This window comes from Streptomyces capitiformicae, from assembly GCF_002214185.1.
GTDB classification, from domain to species: domain Bacteria; phylum Actinomycetota; class Actinomycetes; order Streptomycetales; family Streptomycetaceae; genus Streptomyces; species Streptomyces capitiformicae.
Genome location: NZ_CP022161.1, coordinates 431697 through 446256 on the forward strand (window position 1 = coordinate 431697; position 14560 = coordinate 446256).

Annotated in this window: 14 protein-coding genes; 4 read left to right on the top strand and 10 right to left on the bottom strand. The window is 71.0% G+C overall.

What is annotated here, in order from left to right:
* Positions 1-8: 8 nt before the first annotated feature.
* Positions 9-971, bottom strand: coding sequence for a prolyl aminopeptidase (pip, locus tag CES90_RS01840; RefSeq protein ID WP_189781813.1), 963 nt, complete (start codon positions 969-971; stop codon positions 9-11).
* A gap of 68 nt (positions 972-1039) precedes the next feature.
* The gene (locus CES90_RS01845; protein WP_189781812.1) at positions 1040-1783 is read right to left on the bottom strand and encodes a uracil-DNA glycosylase; all 744 of its coding nucleotides are present in this window, start codon (positions 1781-1783) and stop codon (positions 1040-1042) included.
* Between the two features lie 248 nt (positions 1784-2031).
* Here CES90_RS01845 and CES90_RS01850 point away from each other — a divergent pair, with 248 nt between their 5' ends.
* The gene (locus tag CES90_RS01850; RefSeq protein WP_189781811.1) at positions 2032-2514 is read left to right on the top strand and encodes an RNA-binding S4 domain-containing protein; all 483 of its coding nucleotides are present in this window, start codon (positions 2032-2034) and stop codon (positions 2512-2514) included.
* Positions 2515-2644: 130 nt separating this feature from the next.
* Here the strand turns inward: CES90_RS01850 and CES90_RS01855 are convergent, their stop codons facing one another.
* From CES90_RS01855 to CES90_RS01865, 3 genes are all read right to left on the bottom strand, one after another.
* Positions 2645-3091: a DoxX family protein gene (locus tag CES90_RS01855; protein ID WP_189781810.1), complete on the bottom strand. Its 447-nt coding sequence runs from the start codon at positions 3089-3091 to the stop codon at positions 2645-2647.
* Between the two features lie 183 nt (positions 3092-3274).
* The gene (locus CES90_RS01860) at positions 3275-4009 is read right to left on the bottom strand and encodes a class I SAM-dependent methyltransferase (RefSeq protein WP_189781809.1); all 735 of its coding nucleotides are present in this window, start codon (positions 4007-4009) and stop codon (positions 3275-3277) included.
* 88 nt (positions 4010-4097) lie between these two features.
* Complete coding sequence (locus CES90_RS01865) at positions 4098-5087, bottom strand: acyltransferase domain-containing protein (RefSeq protein WP_189781808.1); 990 nt, start codon at positions 5085-5087, stop codon at positions 4098-4100.
* Between the two features lie 73 nt (positions 5088-5160).
* On the opposite strand from CES90_RS01865, the gene CES90_RS01870 reads away from it, so the two are divergent.
* Entirely contained in the window at positions 5161-5436 is a 276-nt protein-coding gene (locus CES90_RS01870) for a DUF6343 family protein (RefSeq protein ID WP_189781807.1), read from the top strand.
* 37 nt (positions 5437-5473) lie between these two features.
* On the opposite strand, the gene CES90_RS01875 is transcribed toward CES90_RS01870, so the two are convergent.
* The 4 genes from CES90_RS01875 to rpsA form a co-directional block, all read right to left on the bottom strand.
* Complete coding sequence (locus tag CES90_RS01875) at positions 5474-5854, bottom strand: tetratricopeptide repeat protein (RefSeq protein WP_149822745.1); 381 nt, start codon at positions 5852-5854, stop codon at positions 5474-5476.
* A 49-nt stretch (positions 5855-5903) separates the two neighbouring features.
* Positions 5904-6542 carry a dephospho-CoA kinase gene (coaE, locus tag CES90_RS01880; RefSeq protein WP_189781806.1) on the bottom strand — a complete coding sequence of 213 codons (639 nt, stop codon included), beginning with the start codon at positions 6540-6542 and terminating at the stop codon, positions 5904-5906.
* Positions 6543-6633: 91 nt separating this feature from the next.
* Complete coding sequence (locus CES90_RS01885) at positions 6634-7572, bottom strand: PAC2 family protein (protein WP_189781805.1); 939 nt, start codon at positions 7570-7572, stop codon at positions 6634-6636.
* Between the two features lie 346 nt (positions 7573-7918).
* On the bottom strand, positions 7919-9415 hold the full coding sequence (rpsA, locus tag CES90_RS01890; protein ID WP_031487881.1) for a 30S ribosomal protein S1: 1497 nt from the start codon (positions 9413-9415) through the stop codon (positions 7919-7921).
* Between the two features lie 329 nt (positions 9416-9744).
* Between rpsA and CES90_RS01895 the strand changes: the two genes are divergently transcribed.
* Together CES90_RS01895 and CES90_RS01900 are read left to right on the top strand one after the other, a co-directional pair.
* The gene (locus CES90_RS01895; RefSeq protein WP_189781804.1) at positions 9745-10671 is read left to right on the top strand and encodes a class I SAM-dependent methyltransferase; all 927 of its coding nucleotides are present in this window, start codon (positions 9745-9747) and stop codon (positions 10669-10671) included.
* A gap of 79 nt (positions 10672-10750) precedes the next feature.
* Entirely contained in the window at positions 10751-13576 is a 2826-nt protein-coding gene (locus tag CES90_RS01900; protein ID WP_189781803.1) for an ATP-dependent RNA helicase, read from the top strand.
* On the opposite strand, the gene CES90_RS01905 is transcribed toward CES90_RS01900, so the two are convergent.
* On the bottom strand, positions 13566-14558 hold the full coding sequence (locus CES90_RS01905; RefSeq protein WP_189781802.1) for a DUF3068 domain-containing protein: 993 nt from the start codon (positions 14556-14558) through the stop codon (positions 13566-13568). The two genes, CES90_RS01900 and CES90_RS01905, sit on opposite strands and share 11 nt — an antisense overlap.
* Positions 14559-14560: the final 2 nt, after the last annotated feature.

Genomic DNA, 14560 nt, shown 5'->3' on the forward strand with positions numbered 1-14560 from the left:
TCTGACGCTCAGCTCTTGGCGTACTTGTCCGTCGCCTCCACCAACGCCTGCGCCATGTCCGGCGCGCCCGCGTTGTGTCCCACGTCGTCGACGAGGACCAACTCACTGCCGGGCCAGGCGTGGTGGAGGCGCCAGACGACACCGAGGAGATTGCCTGGGTCGAGACTGCCCTGGACGAGCGTGCCGGGGATGCCCTTGAGCAGGGGAGCGTCACGCAGGACGACGCCGTCGCGGTCGGTCTGGTCGAGGAAGTGGTCGTTGCCCCAGTAGTGGGTGACGGTACGGGCGAAGGAGTAGCGGAACACCGGGTTCTCGTAGCGCGGGACGGAACGGGGCGGCTGCGCCGCGATCGCCGTCTCCCAGTCGGTCCAGGCCCGCGCCGCCCGAGCCCGCACCTCGGCGTCGGGCGACTCGAGCAGCCGGTTGTAGGCGGCCGCGGCGTTCCCCTCGCGCTCGTCCTCAGGCAGTTCGGCCAGGAACCGTTCGAAGGCCTCCGGGAAGAACTGCCCGAGTCCCCTGGTCAGCAGGGCGACTTCGGCGTCGCTACCGGAGGCGACCCCGGTGAGGACCAACTCGGTCACCGCACCCGGATGCGTCTGCGCGTACCGCAGCCCCAGCACCGACCCCCACGACACGCCCCACACCAGCCACCGCTCGATCCCCAGGTGCCGTCGCAACAGCTCCAGGTCGGCGATGAGGTGAGCGGTCGTATTGACGCTCATGTCGGTCTCGTAGGCGCCGGCCGACGGCGTGGACCGCCCGCACCCACGCTGGTCGAGCTGCACGATCCGATACGCCTCGGGGTCGAAGAGGCGCGGGAACCAGGCGTTGGCCTCGGAACCCGGCCCACCGTGCAGCACGACCGCCGGCTTGCCCCGCGGATTCCCGCTGACCTCCCAATACACGTGGTTGGCGTCACCGACGTCGAGCATGCCGTGGTCGTACGGTTCGATCTCGGGATAGAGAGGCATTGCGCGACCCTAACCGGCATACGACCCGGTCGGCAGCCGCTTTTCCGCCGGTCACGAGCCGGCCCCGACTACGAGGTGATGCTCAACCCCGCCGCCCTGGCCGCCGTACGCAGAACCTCGCGGAGCATCGCGGGGGTCAGCCGGCCGGTGAAGGTGTTGCGCTGGCTCACATGGAAGCAGCCGAAGAGGTCGAGCCCGTCGAGCGGTACGTGGATGCCGTGCCCGAACACGGGCCGCGGCCGGGGCACGTCCCAGCCGGCTGCGGCGAGCGCGGGCAGCGTGGCCTGCCAGCCGAAGGCACCGAGCACGATCACGGCCCGCAGCGACGGCCGCAGCAACTCCAGCTCGCCGACCAGCCACGGCCGGCACGTATCCCTTTCCTCGGGGGTCGGCTTGTTGGCGGGCGGTGCGCAGTGCACAGGTGAGGTGATCCGCACGCCGTACAGCTCCAAGCCGTCGTCGAGGCCGACCGCCGTGCCACGCGAGGCGAGGCCCACGTCGTGCAGCGCCGCGTACAGCACGTCGCCCGAGCGGTCGCCGGTGAACATCCGCCCGGTCCGGTTCCCCCCGTGCGCGGCGGGAGCGAGCCCGATGATCAGCAGCGCCGCGTCGGGCGGCCCGAAGCCCGGCACCGGCCGCCCCCAGTACTCCTCGTCGGCGAACGCGGCCCGCCTGGTCCGGGCCACCTCCTCCCGCCACTCGACCAGCCGGGGACAGGCACGGCACCCGATGATCCGGGCGTCGAGCGCGGCCAGCCCCTGGTCACCACCGTGACCGAGGTGAACGATCCCACCGCCGTCGCCACTGCCCATGCCTCCACGGTACGGCCGGTGATCGCCTCCCCGGAGGCTGGCTGATCGCCTGACGCGGTGGGCGCATCTCGTGGGCGCATCTCGTGGGCGCTCGGCGATTGGCAGTTTCGTCTCGGCAAAGCGCCTCGCTCGCGACGTACCGCTGGGACAAATCCGCCAATCGCTGCCTGCCGCGCACTGCCCGCTGCCTGAATTCACCGACGGCTTCATCGCCTCCCCGGGCCACGGCGGCGAGCTAAGGTCGAGGCATGGCTTCTGAAGGTACGGACGCGCGGGCGCACGGCCCGGGCACCACGAACCGGGATTCCGGCGCTGCGGCGGCCGCCGAGGCCGCTCGCCCGGTGGGCGGCGAGACCGTGCGCATCGACAGCTGGATCTGGTCGGTCCGTCTGGTCAAGACCCGTTCGATGGGCGCCACTGCTTGCCGGGGCGGTCATGTCAAGGTCAATGGCGAACGCGTCAAGCCCGCTTACTCGGTCCGCGTCGGCGACGAGGTACGGCTGCGCCAGGCCGGGGGGCATGAGCGGATCGTCATCGTCAAGCGTCTGATCCGTAAGCGGGTCGGCGCGCCCGTCGCCGCCGAGTGCTACATCGACAACTCACCGCCGCCCCCGCCCCGCGAGGCCACCGCCCCCGCAGGGATCCGCGACCGAGGCACCGGCCGCCCCACCAAACGCGACCGCCGAGACCTGGAGCGCCTCCGCGGCTTCGGCGGGACCGGCGGCTCCTGAGCCCGCGTGTTGCGCCGCCGCAGGACAGCGCCGGGGGACTTCCCGTCCTCCACCGGGAAGCCCCTCGGCGCTGTCCTCCGCGCGGACATCACCGCGGCGGTCACGTGAGCGGCGATCAGATGAGCGGCGATCACGCCTCCCGTCGTACGAGCCGCACCAGCCCGGCCGCGTCCTGGCGCCGCGCCCACGCGATCACGACGAGCGGGACCATCAGGATGAGCGGAGTCGCCGCGTACTCCCCGTCGAAGACGGCGACCTGGGTGATGAACGCCCCCACCATCAGCGCGCCCAACGCCCCCGCCGCGACCGGGGCCAGCACGGGGATCACCAGCCCGATCGCCCCGGCCAGTTCGAGCGCGCCGATGGTGTACATCCCCGCGCTGCCCCAGCCGAGCGTCTCGAAGGACTCGGCGGCCGACGGGTGCGCGATCAGCTTGGGCAGCGCGCTCGCGAGCGCGTAGAAGAGCGCGAGCACGATCTGCAGAGCGCTCAACGAGATCCGGGCACGCCTGCTACGAGCGGTGCCGTTCGCGCCGGAGGCGGCGACTCGGGTGACGGGAGCGGTGGTCTCGGACATGGGGTTCTCCTGAGTGAAGCAGTTCCGTGTTGCTGTCACAGAGGTAGACCGAGGCACTGCGCCGAACTCATCGGTGCCCGCCGTAAATTCGCGCCGCCTTTATCGCCCCTCTCCCTCTCCCCCCTCCCCTCCCGCCCTCCTCCGCCTCGCCCCGCCTCTCCCCCACCCCGCCGGCAGCGGCCGTCACCCCACCGGCACCGCCTTCACCCCACCGGCACCGCCGTCACCCCACCGGCACACCGCCTTCACCCAGATCCGGTCCTCCGTCAGGTATCGGTCCACCTTCAGCCCCGCCTCGTCCATCGCCTCCTCGAACTGTTCCTTGGTGAGCGGCCGTGTACGGAACGTCTGGGTCCACTCCCCGTCCGGGAAGAAGTACTCGACGAACACGGAGTTGACCCCGTCTCCGATCGGTTCGGTCGAGGCTATGCGGACGGTGAAGCCGCGGGGGTCGACCCGCTCCCGTGGCACGTTGGTGTGGTAGTCCTCCCCTTCCCGCTGGATCAGTACGAAGCCGTCGTCCGCGACGTGCCGCAGGCAGGTGGCGAGCATCCCGCGGCGTACCTCGGGGTCTCCGGTGTGGACGAGGAACGACGCGAGCAGCACGACGTCGAACTTCTCATCCAGGGCGAGCCCTTCGATCGGGCTGCATATCGTCCGGGCGCCGCGCACCCGTTCCAGCATCTCGGCCGACTCGTCGACGGCCGTGACGGTGAAGCCCCGCTCGATCAGTGGATGGGTCATGCGGCCCACCCCGCTCCCCAGTTCGAGAATGCGCGCACCCCTGGGCGCGACGCCCGCGATGATCTCCGGCTCGTCCCCCACCGGCAGCCGCGAGTACAGCTCGACCGCGCAGCCGTCCGGGGTGATCGCACCGGGTCCGGTCCCCTTGTAGCCCTCACGCATCTGAATGCTCATATCCGTCCAACGGCCCGTCTGTGCTTGGGCGTTCCGCCCATCGGTCACCCGATGGGGTGAACATGCACGGTCGAGGCACGCTGGTGTCTCACCACGCGAACCACCCATGCCCGCTGTACCAGTGGCGCCCCGCCCGCAGATGGTCTCCGACGGCCCGTTCGAGGCTGGTCCGGCGCGGCAGTGTCTCCAGCGGCAGGTCAGGGTCTCCGAACACGAACCGCACGGGCAGATGGTCCTCCGGTTCGCGGTTCCCGCAGCTGATCCGGAACCGCTCCTGGAAGCGGACGATGTTGGACTCCGCCGGCAGATACCGCTTCAGCTGCGGATCGAGGAGCCAGGAGTGACAGCAGGCCGCCTCGTACCGCTCCTCCGGGAAGTGAAGCGCGAAGAACTCCCGGGCCAGTGCCAGCGACCGGTCGCACGCCTCCGGGGTCAGGGGTCCCGCGTAGTCGGGTATGTGCAGGTCGAGGCACGGGTCCCCGGGTCGCAGTTGCAGTCCTGCGGCCGCGAGCGCGACGCCTTCGCGTCCGCCGAGCCGCGCTCGCTGGAACTGCAGCCGCCCCAGCTGGAACAACTCCCCGTGGAAGTGCAGCGAGAACCAGGTCGGCGCGACCAACCCGCCCGCTCCGTACCGCCGGCGGTGCAGCACCAGGCCGCGTCCGAGGTCGGCCATGGTTCGGCGCGAGACGTCGTCGGGGATCCCGCGCTCGTGGTGGTACGCGCGTACGTACGGCAGGGCGGCGACGAAGACGTACACGGGGAAGTAGCGACCCAGCGGACCCGATTCCAGCGGGAAGGGCGGGAGTCCCAGCCCTTTGCCGATCTTCCCCATGTCCCGCACCAGGCCGCCGACGCACCGCTCGAGGAGCCGGGTCGCCTCCTCGTCGTCCGCCAGTACGCGCCGCAGCGTGACCAGGTCGTTGACGTCCTCGTACGGCACGGCGAGGTCCACCAGGGCATCGGGCAGCTCGTCGGCGTCCGGAAGCCGAGCCTCCACCGCCGCGGCGTTCTCGCTCTCCTCCAGCCGCTCCAGCCACTCGGCGAGCTTCTCGTCCGTTCGCAACGCATCCAGCAGCACGGCGCCTCCCCCTTCACACCACCCCGTCTCCTGGAGAACGCATGAGCCGAAGAGTACGTTCGCCTTAGGAGCGATGATCCTGATGCGTACCGGCAGTGAACCGACGACAGCACGCAGTGCCCTGCGGATGCGGCTCTGGTTGAGCGTATGGGGTCTGATCTGGGCGATCGCCGGAACGGCGGCCTTCGCCGTCGCCGACCGGCCCGGCTGGGCCGTCGCCTGTGGCGCGCTGTCGCTGATCGTCACCTTGGATCTGGTGATGATCCTGCGCCACATCCGCCAGGGCCCGCACTACCAGCCGGGCCGCGACATCCCGCCGTACCCGCCACCGGGCCCCCACCACCCGTAAGGATCCTCACCGGAGGTCCCCTCAGGCCCCTGAGTCGTCAGGAGTCGAACCGCGCCGCTTCCAGGTACTGCGGGTTCGGGTCGAGTGCGGCGGCGAGCCGGAAGTGCCGCTTCGCCTGGTCGGGGCGGGCCTGGCGCTGGTAGGTACGGGCGAGGGCGAAGTGCGCGAACGCGTTGTCCGGCTCGCGCTCCAGGACGATCGTGAACTCCAGCTCGGCGGGCCGCAGTTGAGCGGCTGCGAAGAAGGCTCGCGCGCGCAGCAGCCGGGCAGCCGTGTTCTCGGGGTGCTCGGCGATGACTCGGTCGAGCAGTTTCACCGCGCCCCGCGGGTCGCTCGCGGCGAGGAGTTGCTCGGCAGCGCGGAAGTCGATGACATGCGTCTCCGGGGTACGTCCGGTGGAACCGCTGATCTCGGGCACGGCTGAGTCCTTCCCTCGCTGCGACGGTTCAACGCGCGCTGAGAGCCCGCTATTCCTGTGAGTGTTCGGACCGCTCCCGGGGCTCCTGTGTCCGCTGTGCCCGGTGTATGAGGTCCGCCCATACGTCCCGTACGCGTCGGCGCAGGTCGTCCAGGGGTACGTCGTTGTCGATGACGATGTCCGCGATCTCCAGGCGCTGCTCGCGGGTCGCCTGGGCGGCCATCCGCGCGCGTGCGTCCTCCTGCGTCATGCCGCGCAGGCGTACGAGGCGGTCGAGCTGGGTCTCGGGGGCGGCGTCGACGACGACCACGAGGTCGTAGAGCGGGGCGAGGCCGTTCTCGGTGAGGAGGGGGACGTCGTGGACGACGACGGCGTCCGGTGCGGCGGCGTTCTCGAGCTCTCTGGAGCGGGCGCCGACCAGGGGGTGCACGATCGTGTTCAGCGTGGCGAGCTTCGCGGGGTCCGCGAACACGATGGAGCCCAGCCTGGGCCGGTCCAGGCTGCCGTCCGGCGCGAGCACGCCCTCGCCGAAGGCCTCGACGACCGCCGCGAGCCCGGGGGTGCCGGGTTCGACGACCTCGCGCGCGATCCGGTCCGCGTCGATCAGCACGGCGCCGCACTCCATGAGCAGCCGCGACACCTCGCTCTTGCCGGCGCCGATACCGCCGGTGAGACCCACTTTCAGCATGCCCGGAAGCCTATGCCCTGCCACTGACAGAGCCGTGGGAGGCCCTGAAACTCAGGGCCTCCCACGGCTCTGGAGGAGGAACGCGAAGGCCTCAGCCCTCGCCCTCCCGCTCCGCCAGGAACTTCTCGAACTCGAGCCCGATCTCGTCGGCGGACGGGATCTCGACGGGCTCGGCGAGCATGTTGCCCCGCGTCTCGGCGCCCGCGGCGGCGTCGTACTGGTGCTCGAGTCCTTGTACGAGAGCGACGAGCTCGTCGTCGCCCTCCCGGATCTGCCGGTCGATCTCGGTCTGCGTGCGGTGCGCCTCCGTGCGCAAGGCATGCGCGACGCTGGGCAGGACCAGTCCGGTGGCCGCCGTGACCGCCTCCAGAACGGTCAGCGCGGCGTCCGGGTAGGGCGAGCGGGCGATGTAGTGCGGCACGTGCGCGGCGACACCCAGCACGTCGTGTCCGGCCTGCATGAGGCGGTATTCGAGGAGTGACTCGGCGCTGCCGGGTACCTGGGCCTCCTCGAAGGGGCTGCGGTGGCCGGGGACCAGCTCGGCGCGGTTGCCGTGCGGGGTGAGGCCCACCGGGCGGGTGTGCGGTACGCCCATGGGGATGCCGTGGAAGTTCACCGAGAGGCGGACGCCGAGCCGCTCCACGATCTGCTGGACGGCCACCGCGAAGCGCTCCCACTCCACGTCCGGCTCCGGCCCGGACAGCAGCAGGAAGGGCGCCCCCGTGGCGTCCTGGACGAGCCGCACGTCGAGCGTCGGCTCCTCGTACTCGGTCCAGCGGTCGCGCTTGAACGTCAGCAGCGGGCGCCGTGCCCGGTAGTCCACCAGCCGGTCGTGGTCGAAGCGGGCGACGACCTGGTGGGGCAGTGAGCCGAGCAGCCGTTCGACGATCTGGTCGCCGGTCTCACCCGCGTCGATGTATCCGTCGAAGTGGTAGAGCATGACAAGTCCCGCCGACTCCTGGGCGAGCGCCGTGTCGACGACTGCCAGGCCCTTCGGCTCCCATGCGTACAAACCCTGCGGATCAAGCACTGTGACCGCTCCTCCTCGTGTTCGTACTTCACAACGCGCCGCGGGGGCCCGGCATTCCCGGAATCCGTCCCATGCCCGCAGCACGCGCGCGTGGAGCACGCTCACGGCCTTCCGGGCGGACTCGCACGCGCCGTGCTGCCAGGCGACGGTGTGGCTGAGTCAGTCCCCGTTGGTGAACACCTCGATGGCCAACGAACGACCGAGGAAGCCTCCCAGCGACCGATGACAACCCGCCGGCCACACGCATGTCGCACATGTTTCGCGCGGCATCCCCACGCACTTCGGGCCCGCATCCAGGAAGGATGCGGGCCCGAAGCGTTATCGGCTAAGCCTCAGCGGTGAGCGTTCAGCTCTGGCCGCCGGCCAGCTTCTCGCGGAGCGCGGCGAGCGCCTCGTCCGACGCGAGAGCGCCGGACGTGTCCGCACCCTCGGAGGAGTACGAGCCACCGCCCGCGGCCGGAGCCGCACCCGCGGTGTCGCCACCCTCGGCCGCCGCAGCGGCGTCGGCCTCGCGGGACTTGATGACCTGCTGCTGGTGCTGCTCGAAGCGGGTCTGCGCCTCGGCGTACTGGCGCTCCCACTCCTCACGCTGCTTCTCGTAGCCCTCGAGCCAGTCGTTGGTCTCGGGGTCGAAGCCCTCGGGGTAGATGTAGTTGCCCTGGTCGTCGTAGGACGCGGCCATGCCGTACAGGGTCGGGTCGAACTCGACCGAGGCCGGGTCGGCACCGAAGGACTCGTTGGCCTGCTTCAGCGAGAGGCTGATGCGACGACGCTCGAGGTCGATGTCGATGACCTTGACGAAGATCTCGTCGTTGACCTGGACGACCTGCTCCGGGATCTCCACGTGGCGCTCGGCCAGCTCGGAGATGTGGACCAGACCCTCGATGCCCTCGTCCACGCGGACGAACGCACCGAACGGAACCAGCTTCGTGACCTTGCCGGGCACGACCTGGCCGATCTGGTGGGTGCGGGCGAACTGCTGCCACGGGTCTTCCTGGGTCGCCTTCAGCGACAGGGAGACGCGCTCGCGGTCCATGTCGACGTCGAGGACCTCGACGGTGACCTCCTGGCCGACCTCGACCACCTCGGACGGGTGGTCGATGTGCTTCCAGGACAGCTCGGAGACGTGGACCAGACCGTCGACGCCACCCAGGTCCACGAAGGCACCGAAGTTGACGATCGAGGAGACCACGCCGGAGCGGACCTGACCCTTCTGCAGGGTCGTGAGGAACGTCTGGCGGACCTCGGACTGGGTCTGCTCCAGCCAGGCACGGCGGGACAGGACCACGTTGTTGCGGTTCTTGTCCAGCTCGATGATCTTCGCCTCGAGCTCCTTGCCCACGTAGGGCTGGAGGTCGCGGACGCGGCGCATCTCGACCAGGGAGGCCGGGAGGAAGCCGCGGAGGCCGATGTCGAGGATGAGACCACCCTTGACGACCTCGATGACGGTACCGGTGACGATGCCGTCCTCTTCCTTGATCTTCTCGATGGTGCCCCAGGCACGCTCGTACTGGGCGCGCTTCTTCGAGAGGATCAGGCGGCCTTCCTTGTCCTCCTTCTGGAGGACAAGGGCCTCGATCTCGTCACCGACGGCGACGACCTCGTTCGGGTCGACGTCGTGCTTGATCGAGAGTTCGCGGCTCGGGATGACACCTTCGGTCTTGTAACCGATGTCGAGCAGGACCTCGTCCCGGTCGACCTTCACGATGACGCCGTCGACGATGTCGCCGTCGTTGAAGTACTTGATCGTCTCGTCGATCGCGGCGAGGAAGGCTTCCTCGTTACCGATGTCGTTGACCGCTACCTGCGGGGTGGTGGCGGTGGTCTCGGTGCTGCTCGTCATGTGGGAAAGGGCTCCGGTACGGACATTGAAGTCGTAGGTACTGCTACGCCGGGAGCCCGTATCGCTCTGAAGAAGCCGGACAGCCAAGGAAGCGTCACACCAGGAAAATCACCAGGACATTCCGTTGACGCCTCGAAAACCGAGGGGACATACAACAGATGCGAGCGCAGCCTGCTACGTCTGAGGTGCGCAGGCCCGCAGCGCAACTTGTAGCATACGGGGGCAGCCAGGCAGGGTCAATGCGCGAAGGCGCACACCCGGGGCGGAACGCCGCATACCCGGCACAAAACCTGTCCCATGAGGCCACGCAGGCCTGACACACCCCTTCCGTGACACCGCCGGGGCGGGTCGCGCCACGCAGGTTACGGAAGAGTACGACGAGGGAGCCGATCATCCAAGAGCCCGATGTCCACGAAGCCGCCGAGACCCCCGAGGGCAGCGTTTCCGCCGGGTCCGCCGTATCCGCCGAACCGGACGCCACCCGGCGCGAGGCAGGGGTCGCGGAGAGTTCCCGGGCCAACCGGGGCTGGTGGGACCGGAACGCGGACGAGTACCAGATCGAACACGGCACGTTCCTCGGGGACGACCGTTTCGTGTGGGGCCCGGAAGGGCTCGACGAGGTCGAGGCGGAGCTGCTCGGGCCGCCCGAGGAACTGAAGGGCAAGGACGTCCTGGAGATCGGCGCCGGTGCCGCGCAGTGCTCGCGCTGGCTGGCCGCGCACGGCGCCCGTCCGGTCGCCCTGGACCTCTCCCACCGTCAGCTGCAGCACGCCCTGCGGATCGGCGGATCATTCCCCCTGGTGTGCGCCGACGCGGGCGACCTGCCCTTCGCGGACGCCTCCTTCGACCTGGCGTGCTCGGCGTACGGGGCGCTGCCGTTCGTGGCCGACCCGGTGCGGGTGCTGCGGGAGGTGCGCCGTGTCCTGCGTCCCGGGGGCCGCTTCGTCTTCTCGGTGACCCACCCGATCCGCTGGGCGTTTCCCGACGAGCCCGGCCCGGAGGGCCTGTCCGTCTCCGGCTCGTACTTCGACCGCACGCCGTACGTCGAGCAGGACGAGGCGGGGCGTGCCGTGTACGTCGAGCACCACCGCACGATCGGCGACCGCGTCCGTGACGTCGTCGCGGCGGACTTCCGGCTCGTCGACCTGGTCGAGCCGGAGTGGCCCGCCTGGAACACCTCCGAGTGGGGCGGCTGGTCACCGCTGCGCGGGGGGCTGATCCCGGGGACGGCGATCTTCGTGTGCGAGCGGGACTGACGCGACGGATACGACGGACGCGAAGAACAGTCCCACGCGCGCGTGGAGGGCGATCTCGCGGGCGTACGACACTGGGGGCGTGATCCGTTACGACGCCTTGGACGCGCTGCCCGTACGTGGTGCCCTGCCCGGTCTGACCGACGCCCTGGAGACGCAGGGGGCCGCGGTGCTCGTGGCGCCGCCCGGCACCGGCAAGACGACGCTGGTGCCGCTGGCGCTGGCGGGGCTCCTGGACGGCGGGCCGGCGCGGCGGGTGGTCGTCGCCGAGCCGCGGCGGATCGCGGCTCGGGCCGCGGCGCGGCGGATGGCGTGGCTGCTGGGCGAGAAGGTCGGCGAGAGCGTCGGCTACGCGGTGCGCGGGGAGCGGGTCGTCGGGCGGCACGCGCGCGTGGAGGTCGTCACGACCGGTGTGCTGCTGCAGCGGTTGCAGCGGGACCAGGAGTTGCCGGGCGTCGACGTGGTCGTGCTCGACGAGTGTCATGAGCGGCATCTGGACGCGGACACGGTGGCGGCGTTCCTGATCGACGTGCGCGAGGCGCTGCGGCCCGAGCTGCGGCTGGTGGCGGCGTCGGCGACGACGGACGCGGAGGGCTGGGCGCGGTTGCTGGGCGGGGCGCCGGTGGCCGCGGCGGAGGGGGTGTCGTACCCGGTCGAGGTGGTGTGGGCGCCGCCGGTCCGCCCTGTACGGCCGCCGCACGGGATGCGGGTGGATCCGGCACTGCTGACGCATGTGGCGTCGGTGGTGCGGCGGGCGCTGGCCGAGCGGTCGGGGGACGTGCTGTGCTTCCTGCCCGGGGTGGGTGAGATCGCGCGGGTCGCCGGGCAGTTGGCGGGGCTCGGTGACGTGGAGGTGCTCCAGGTGCACGGGCGGGCGCCGGCGGCCGTGCAGGACGCGGTGCTGGCCGGGGCGGAGCGGCGGCGGGTGGTGCTGGCGACCTCGGTGGCGGAGTCGTCGCTGACGGTGCCGGGGGTACGCGTGGTCGTGGATTCCGGGCTGGCCCGGGAGCCACGCGTCGATCACGCGCGCGGGTTGAGCGCCCTGACGACCGTACGGGCCTCGCAGGCGGCCGGGTCGCAGCGGGCGGGGCGGGCCGGGCGTGAGGCGCCCGGGGCGGTGTACCGGTGCTGGGCGGAGGCCGAGGACGGCCGTCTGCCGCGTTTTCCGGCGCCGGAGATCGAGGTGGCCGATCTGACGGCGTTCGCCCTCCAGGCGGCCTGCTGGGGCGATCCCGAAGCCTCGGGGCTCGCTCTGCTGGACCCGCCGCCGAGCGGGGCGATGGCGGCGGCGCGTGACGTTCTGTCGGCGGTGGGTGCGGTGGGCCCTGCCGGGCGGGCCACGGAGCGGGGTGTACGCATGTCGCGGCTGGGCCTGCACCCCCGGCTGGCCCGCGCTCTTCTGGACGCGGCGCCGCTGGTGGGAGCGGACCGGGCGGCGGAGGTCGTCGCGCTGTTGAGCGAGGAGCCCCCGCGGGAGTACGGCGACGACCTTGCCGCGGTCCTGCGGGGCGTCCGGCGCGGGGGTGACGCCTACGCCGGTCGCTGGCGTACGGAGGTACGGCGTCTGCGGGCCGCGTCGGCGCCCGAGCCTCCGGCGCGGCCCCTTACCCACCCAGAACCCGCCCACGACTCTTTCCCGGACGAACCGAACGCCGACGCTCCACGGGACGAGGGCGGCACGAGGGAAGGCGCAAACCGCGGCGGCAGTAGCAGGCAGGGCACGAACGGCGGCAGGGAGAGGTTGGGCGCGAACCGCGGCGGCAGCAGCGACAGGCGCGGCGGCAGCGACAGGGCGGACGCGCACAGCGGCGCTGACAGCGGCAGCGGTCGTGCGGAGGTTTCGGGGGACGCGGCCGGCGTCGGGGGCATTGGGGCTGGACGTCGGAGCGTCGCGGAGGTGGCGTACTCCGGGGCGGGCGAGTCGGCGGGCGTCGACGACGATCGGGCTGTGGGGCTTGTTGTCGCGCTCGCGTTTCCTGAGCGGGTGGCCAAGGGGGACAAGGGGTCGTATCTGATGGCGTCCGGGACGCGGGCCGAGGTCGGGGAGGGGTCGGGGTTGCGGGGTGCCCGGTGGCTGGCCGCGGCTGTGGCTGATCGGCCTGTGGGGGCTGGGCACGCGCGTGTACGGCTTGGGGCTGTTGTCGACGAGGGGATCGCCCGGGAGGCGGCCGGGGGCTTGCTCGGCCGGGGGGACGAGGTTCGGTGGCGTGACGGGGATGTCGTGGCTCGGTGGGTCGAGCGGCTGGGGGCTGTGGAGTTGGCGGTGCGGCCGTTGACGGACGCCGCGGCCGGGCTCGTACGGGAGGCGTTGGTCGAGGGGTTGCGTGTCGAGGGGCTCGGGCTGTTGCGGTGGTCGCGGGATGCGGAGCGGTTGCGGGAGAGGCTCGCCTTTCTCCACGCGCGTCTCGGCGAGCCCTGGCCCGATGTCTCCGACAGTGCTCTGCACGCGCGCGTGGACGACTGGTTGGAGCCCGAGTTGAGCCGGGCCCGGCGGCGGGCCGATCTCGGGCGGATCGACGCCGGGGAGGCGCTGAATCGGTTGTTGCCGTGGGCCTCCGGGGAGGCCGTACGGCTCGACGAGTTGGCGCCCGAGCGGATCGAGGTGCCGAGCGGGTCCCGGGTGCGGGTCGACTACGCGCGGCCGGAGCAGCCCGTGCTCGCGGTGAAGTTGCAGGAGATGTTCGGGCTTCAGGAGTCGCCCGTGCTGGCGGGGGTTCCCGTGCTCGTGCACCTGCTGTCCCCGGCGGGGCGGCCGGCCGCCGTCACCGCCGATCTGGCCTCGTTCTGGCGGGACGGGTACAGGGCGGTACGGGCGGAGTTGCGCGGCCGGTATCCCAAGCACCCGTGGCCGGAGGATCCGGCGACGGCCGAGCCGACGCGGTACACGAACGCGCGGCTCAGGCGCTGACCGGCTCGGGCGCCGACGCCTTGCTGGACTCGGGGTCGCCGGGCCTGCGGCCGCGGGCCTCGACGTAGAGGGCGAGGGCCAGGAGGAGGACGCCCAGGCCCAGGAAGCCCCAGGGCAGGTACGAGGTCATCAGGAGGACGAGGAGGCGCTGGGACTTGACCATGTCGACGGTGTGCTCGATGTAGTCCTCGCGCATCTTCACGTGGCCGGCGAAGGCGGTCACCTTGTCGCGGTCGCCGAGGAGTGTGCCGCCGCGCAGTTCCTCCTTGTGGATCTCCTCGCCGTACACGGGGGCCCCGGTGACGGGCTCCACCCAGAACTTGCGGACCGTGGTGTACCAGCGGGTCGTGCCCGTCTCGGCGACCGTCTCCCGAGTGATGCCGTCGACGGGCATGGTCCGGGGGAAGGGGACCTCGGTCCAGGGGATGGTCTGCTCGAAGTAGTAGACCTCCAGGCCCCGGAAGTCCTGTGTCCCTTTGTAGTGAATCGGGGCGGTCACCCTTGCCTGGGCGTCGAAGTACTCGTAGTCCCTCTTTTCCGTGAGGAAGGGCCATTTGAATTCCAGACCCTCACGCCGGACGGGGTCGCCGTCGACCATCTCACCGGTGGCGTGGACGGGTTCCTGGGTGTGGGCGTCGAAGATGTAGCGCTCGGGGATCCTGGAGACCATCTCGCCGTCGGGGCCCTGGACGTAGGAGAGGCCGTCCCAGACGACGACGTCCCGGCCGGCCGTCTTCTCGATCTTCTCGGAGGCCTCCACGTTGCCCTTGAGGGTCTGCACGATGGTGACCTTGGAGACCTTGCGTTCGGTGAACGTGCCGTAGTCGAGGAGGGTCGCGTCCTTCGCCTCCAGGACCATGTCCTGGTACTGGTTGGCGGGGATCTTCGCCACGCTCGGGAAGACGTACCAGCGCAGCAGCGGGGACAGCGCCGCGAAGAACACGGCGAGCGCGAGCAGGATCAGGCCTGTCCTACGGCGCATCT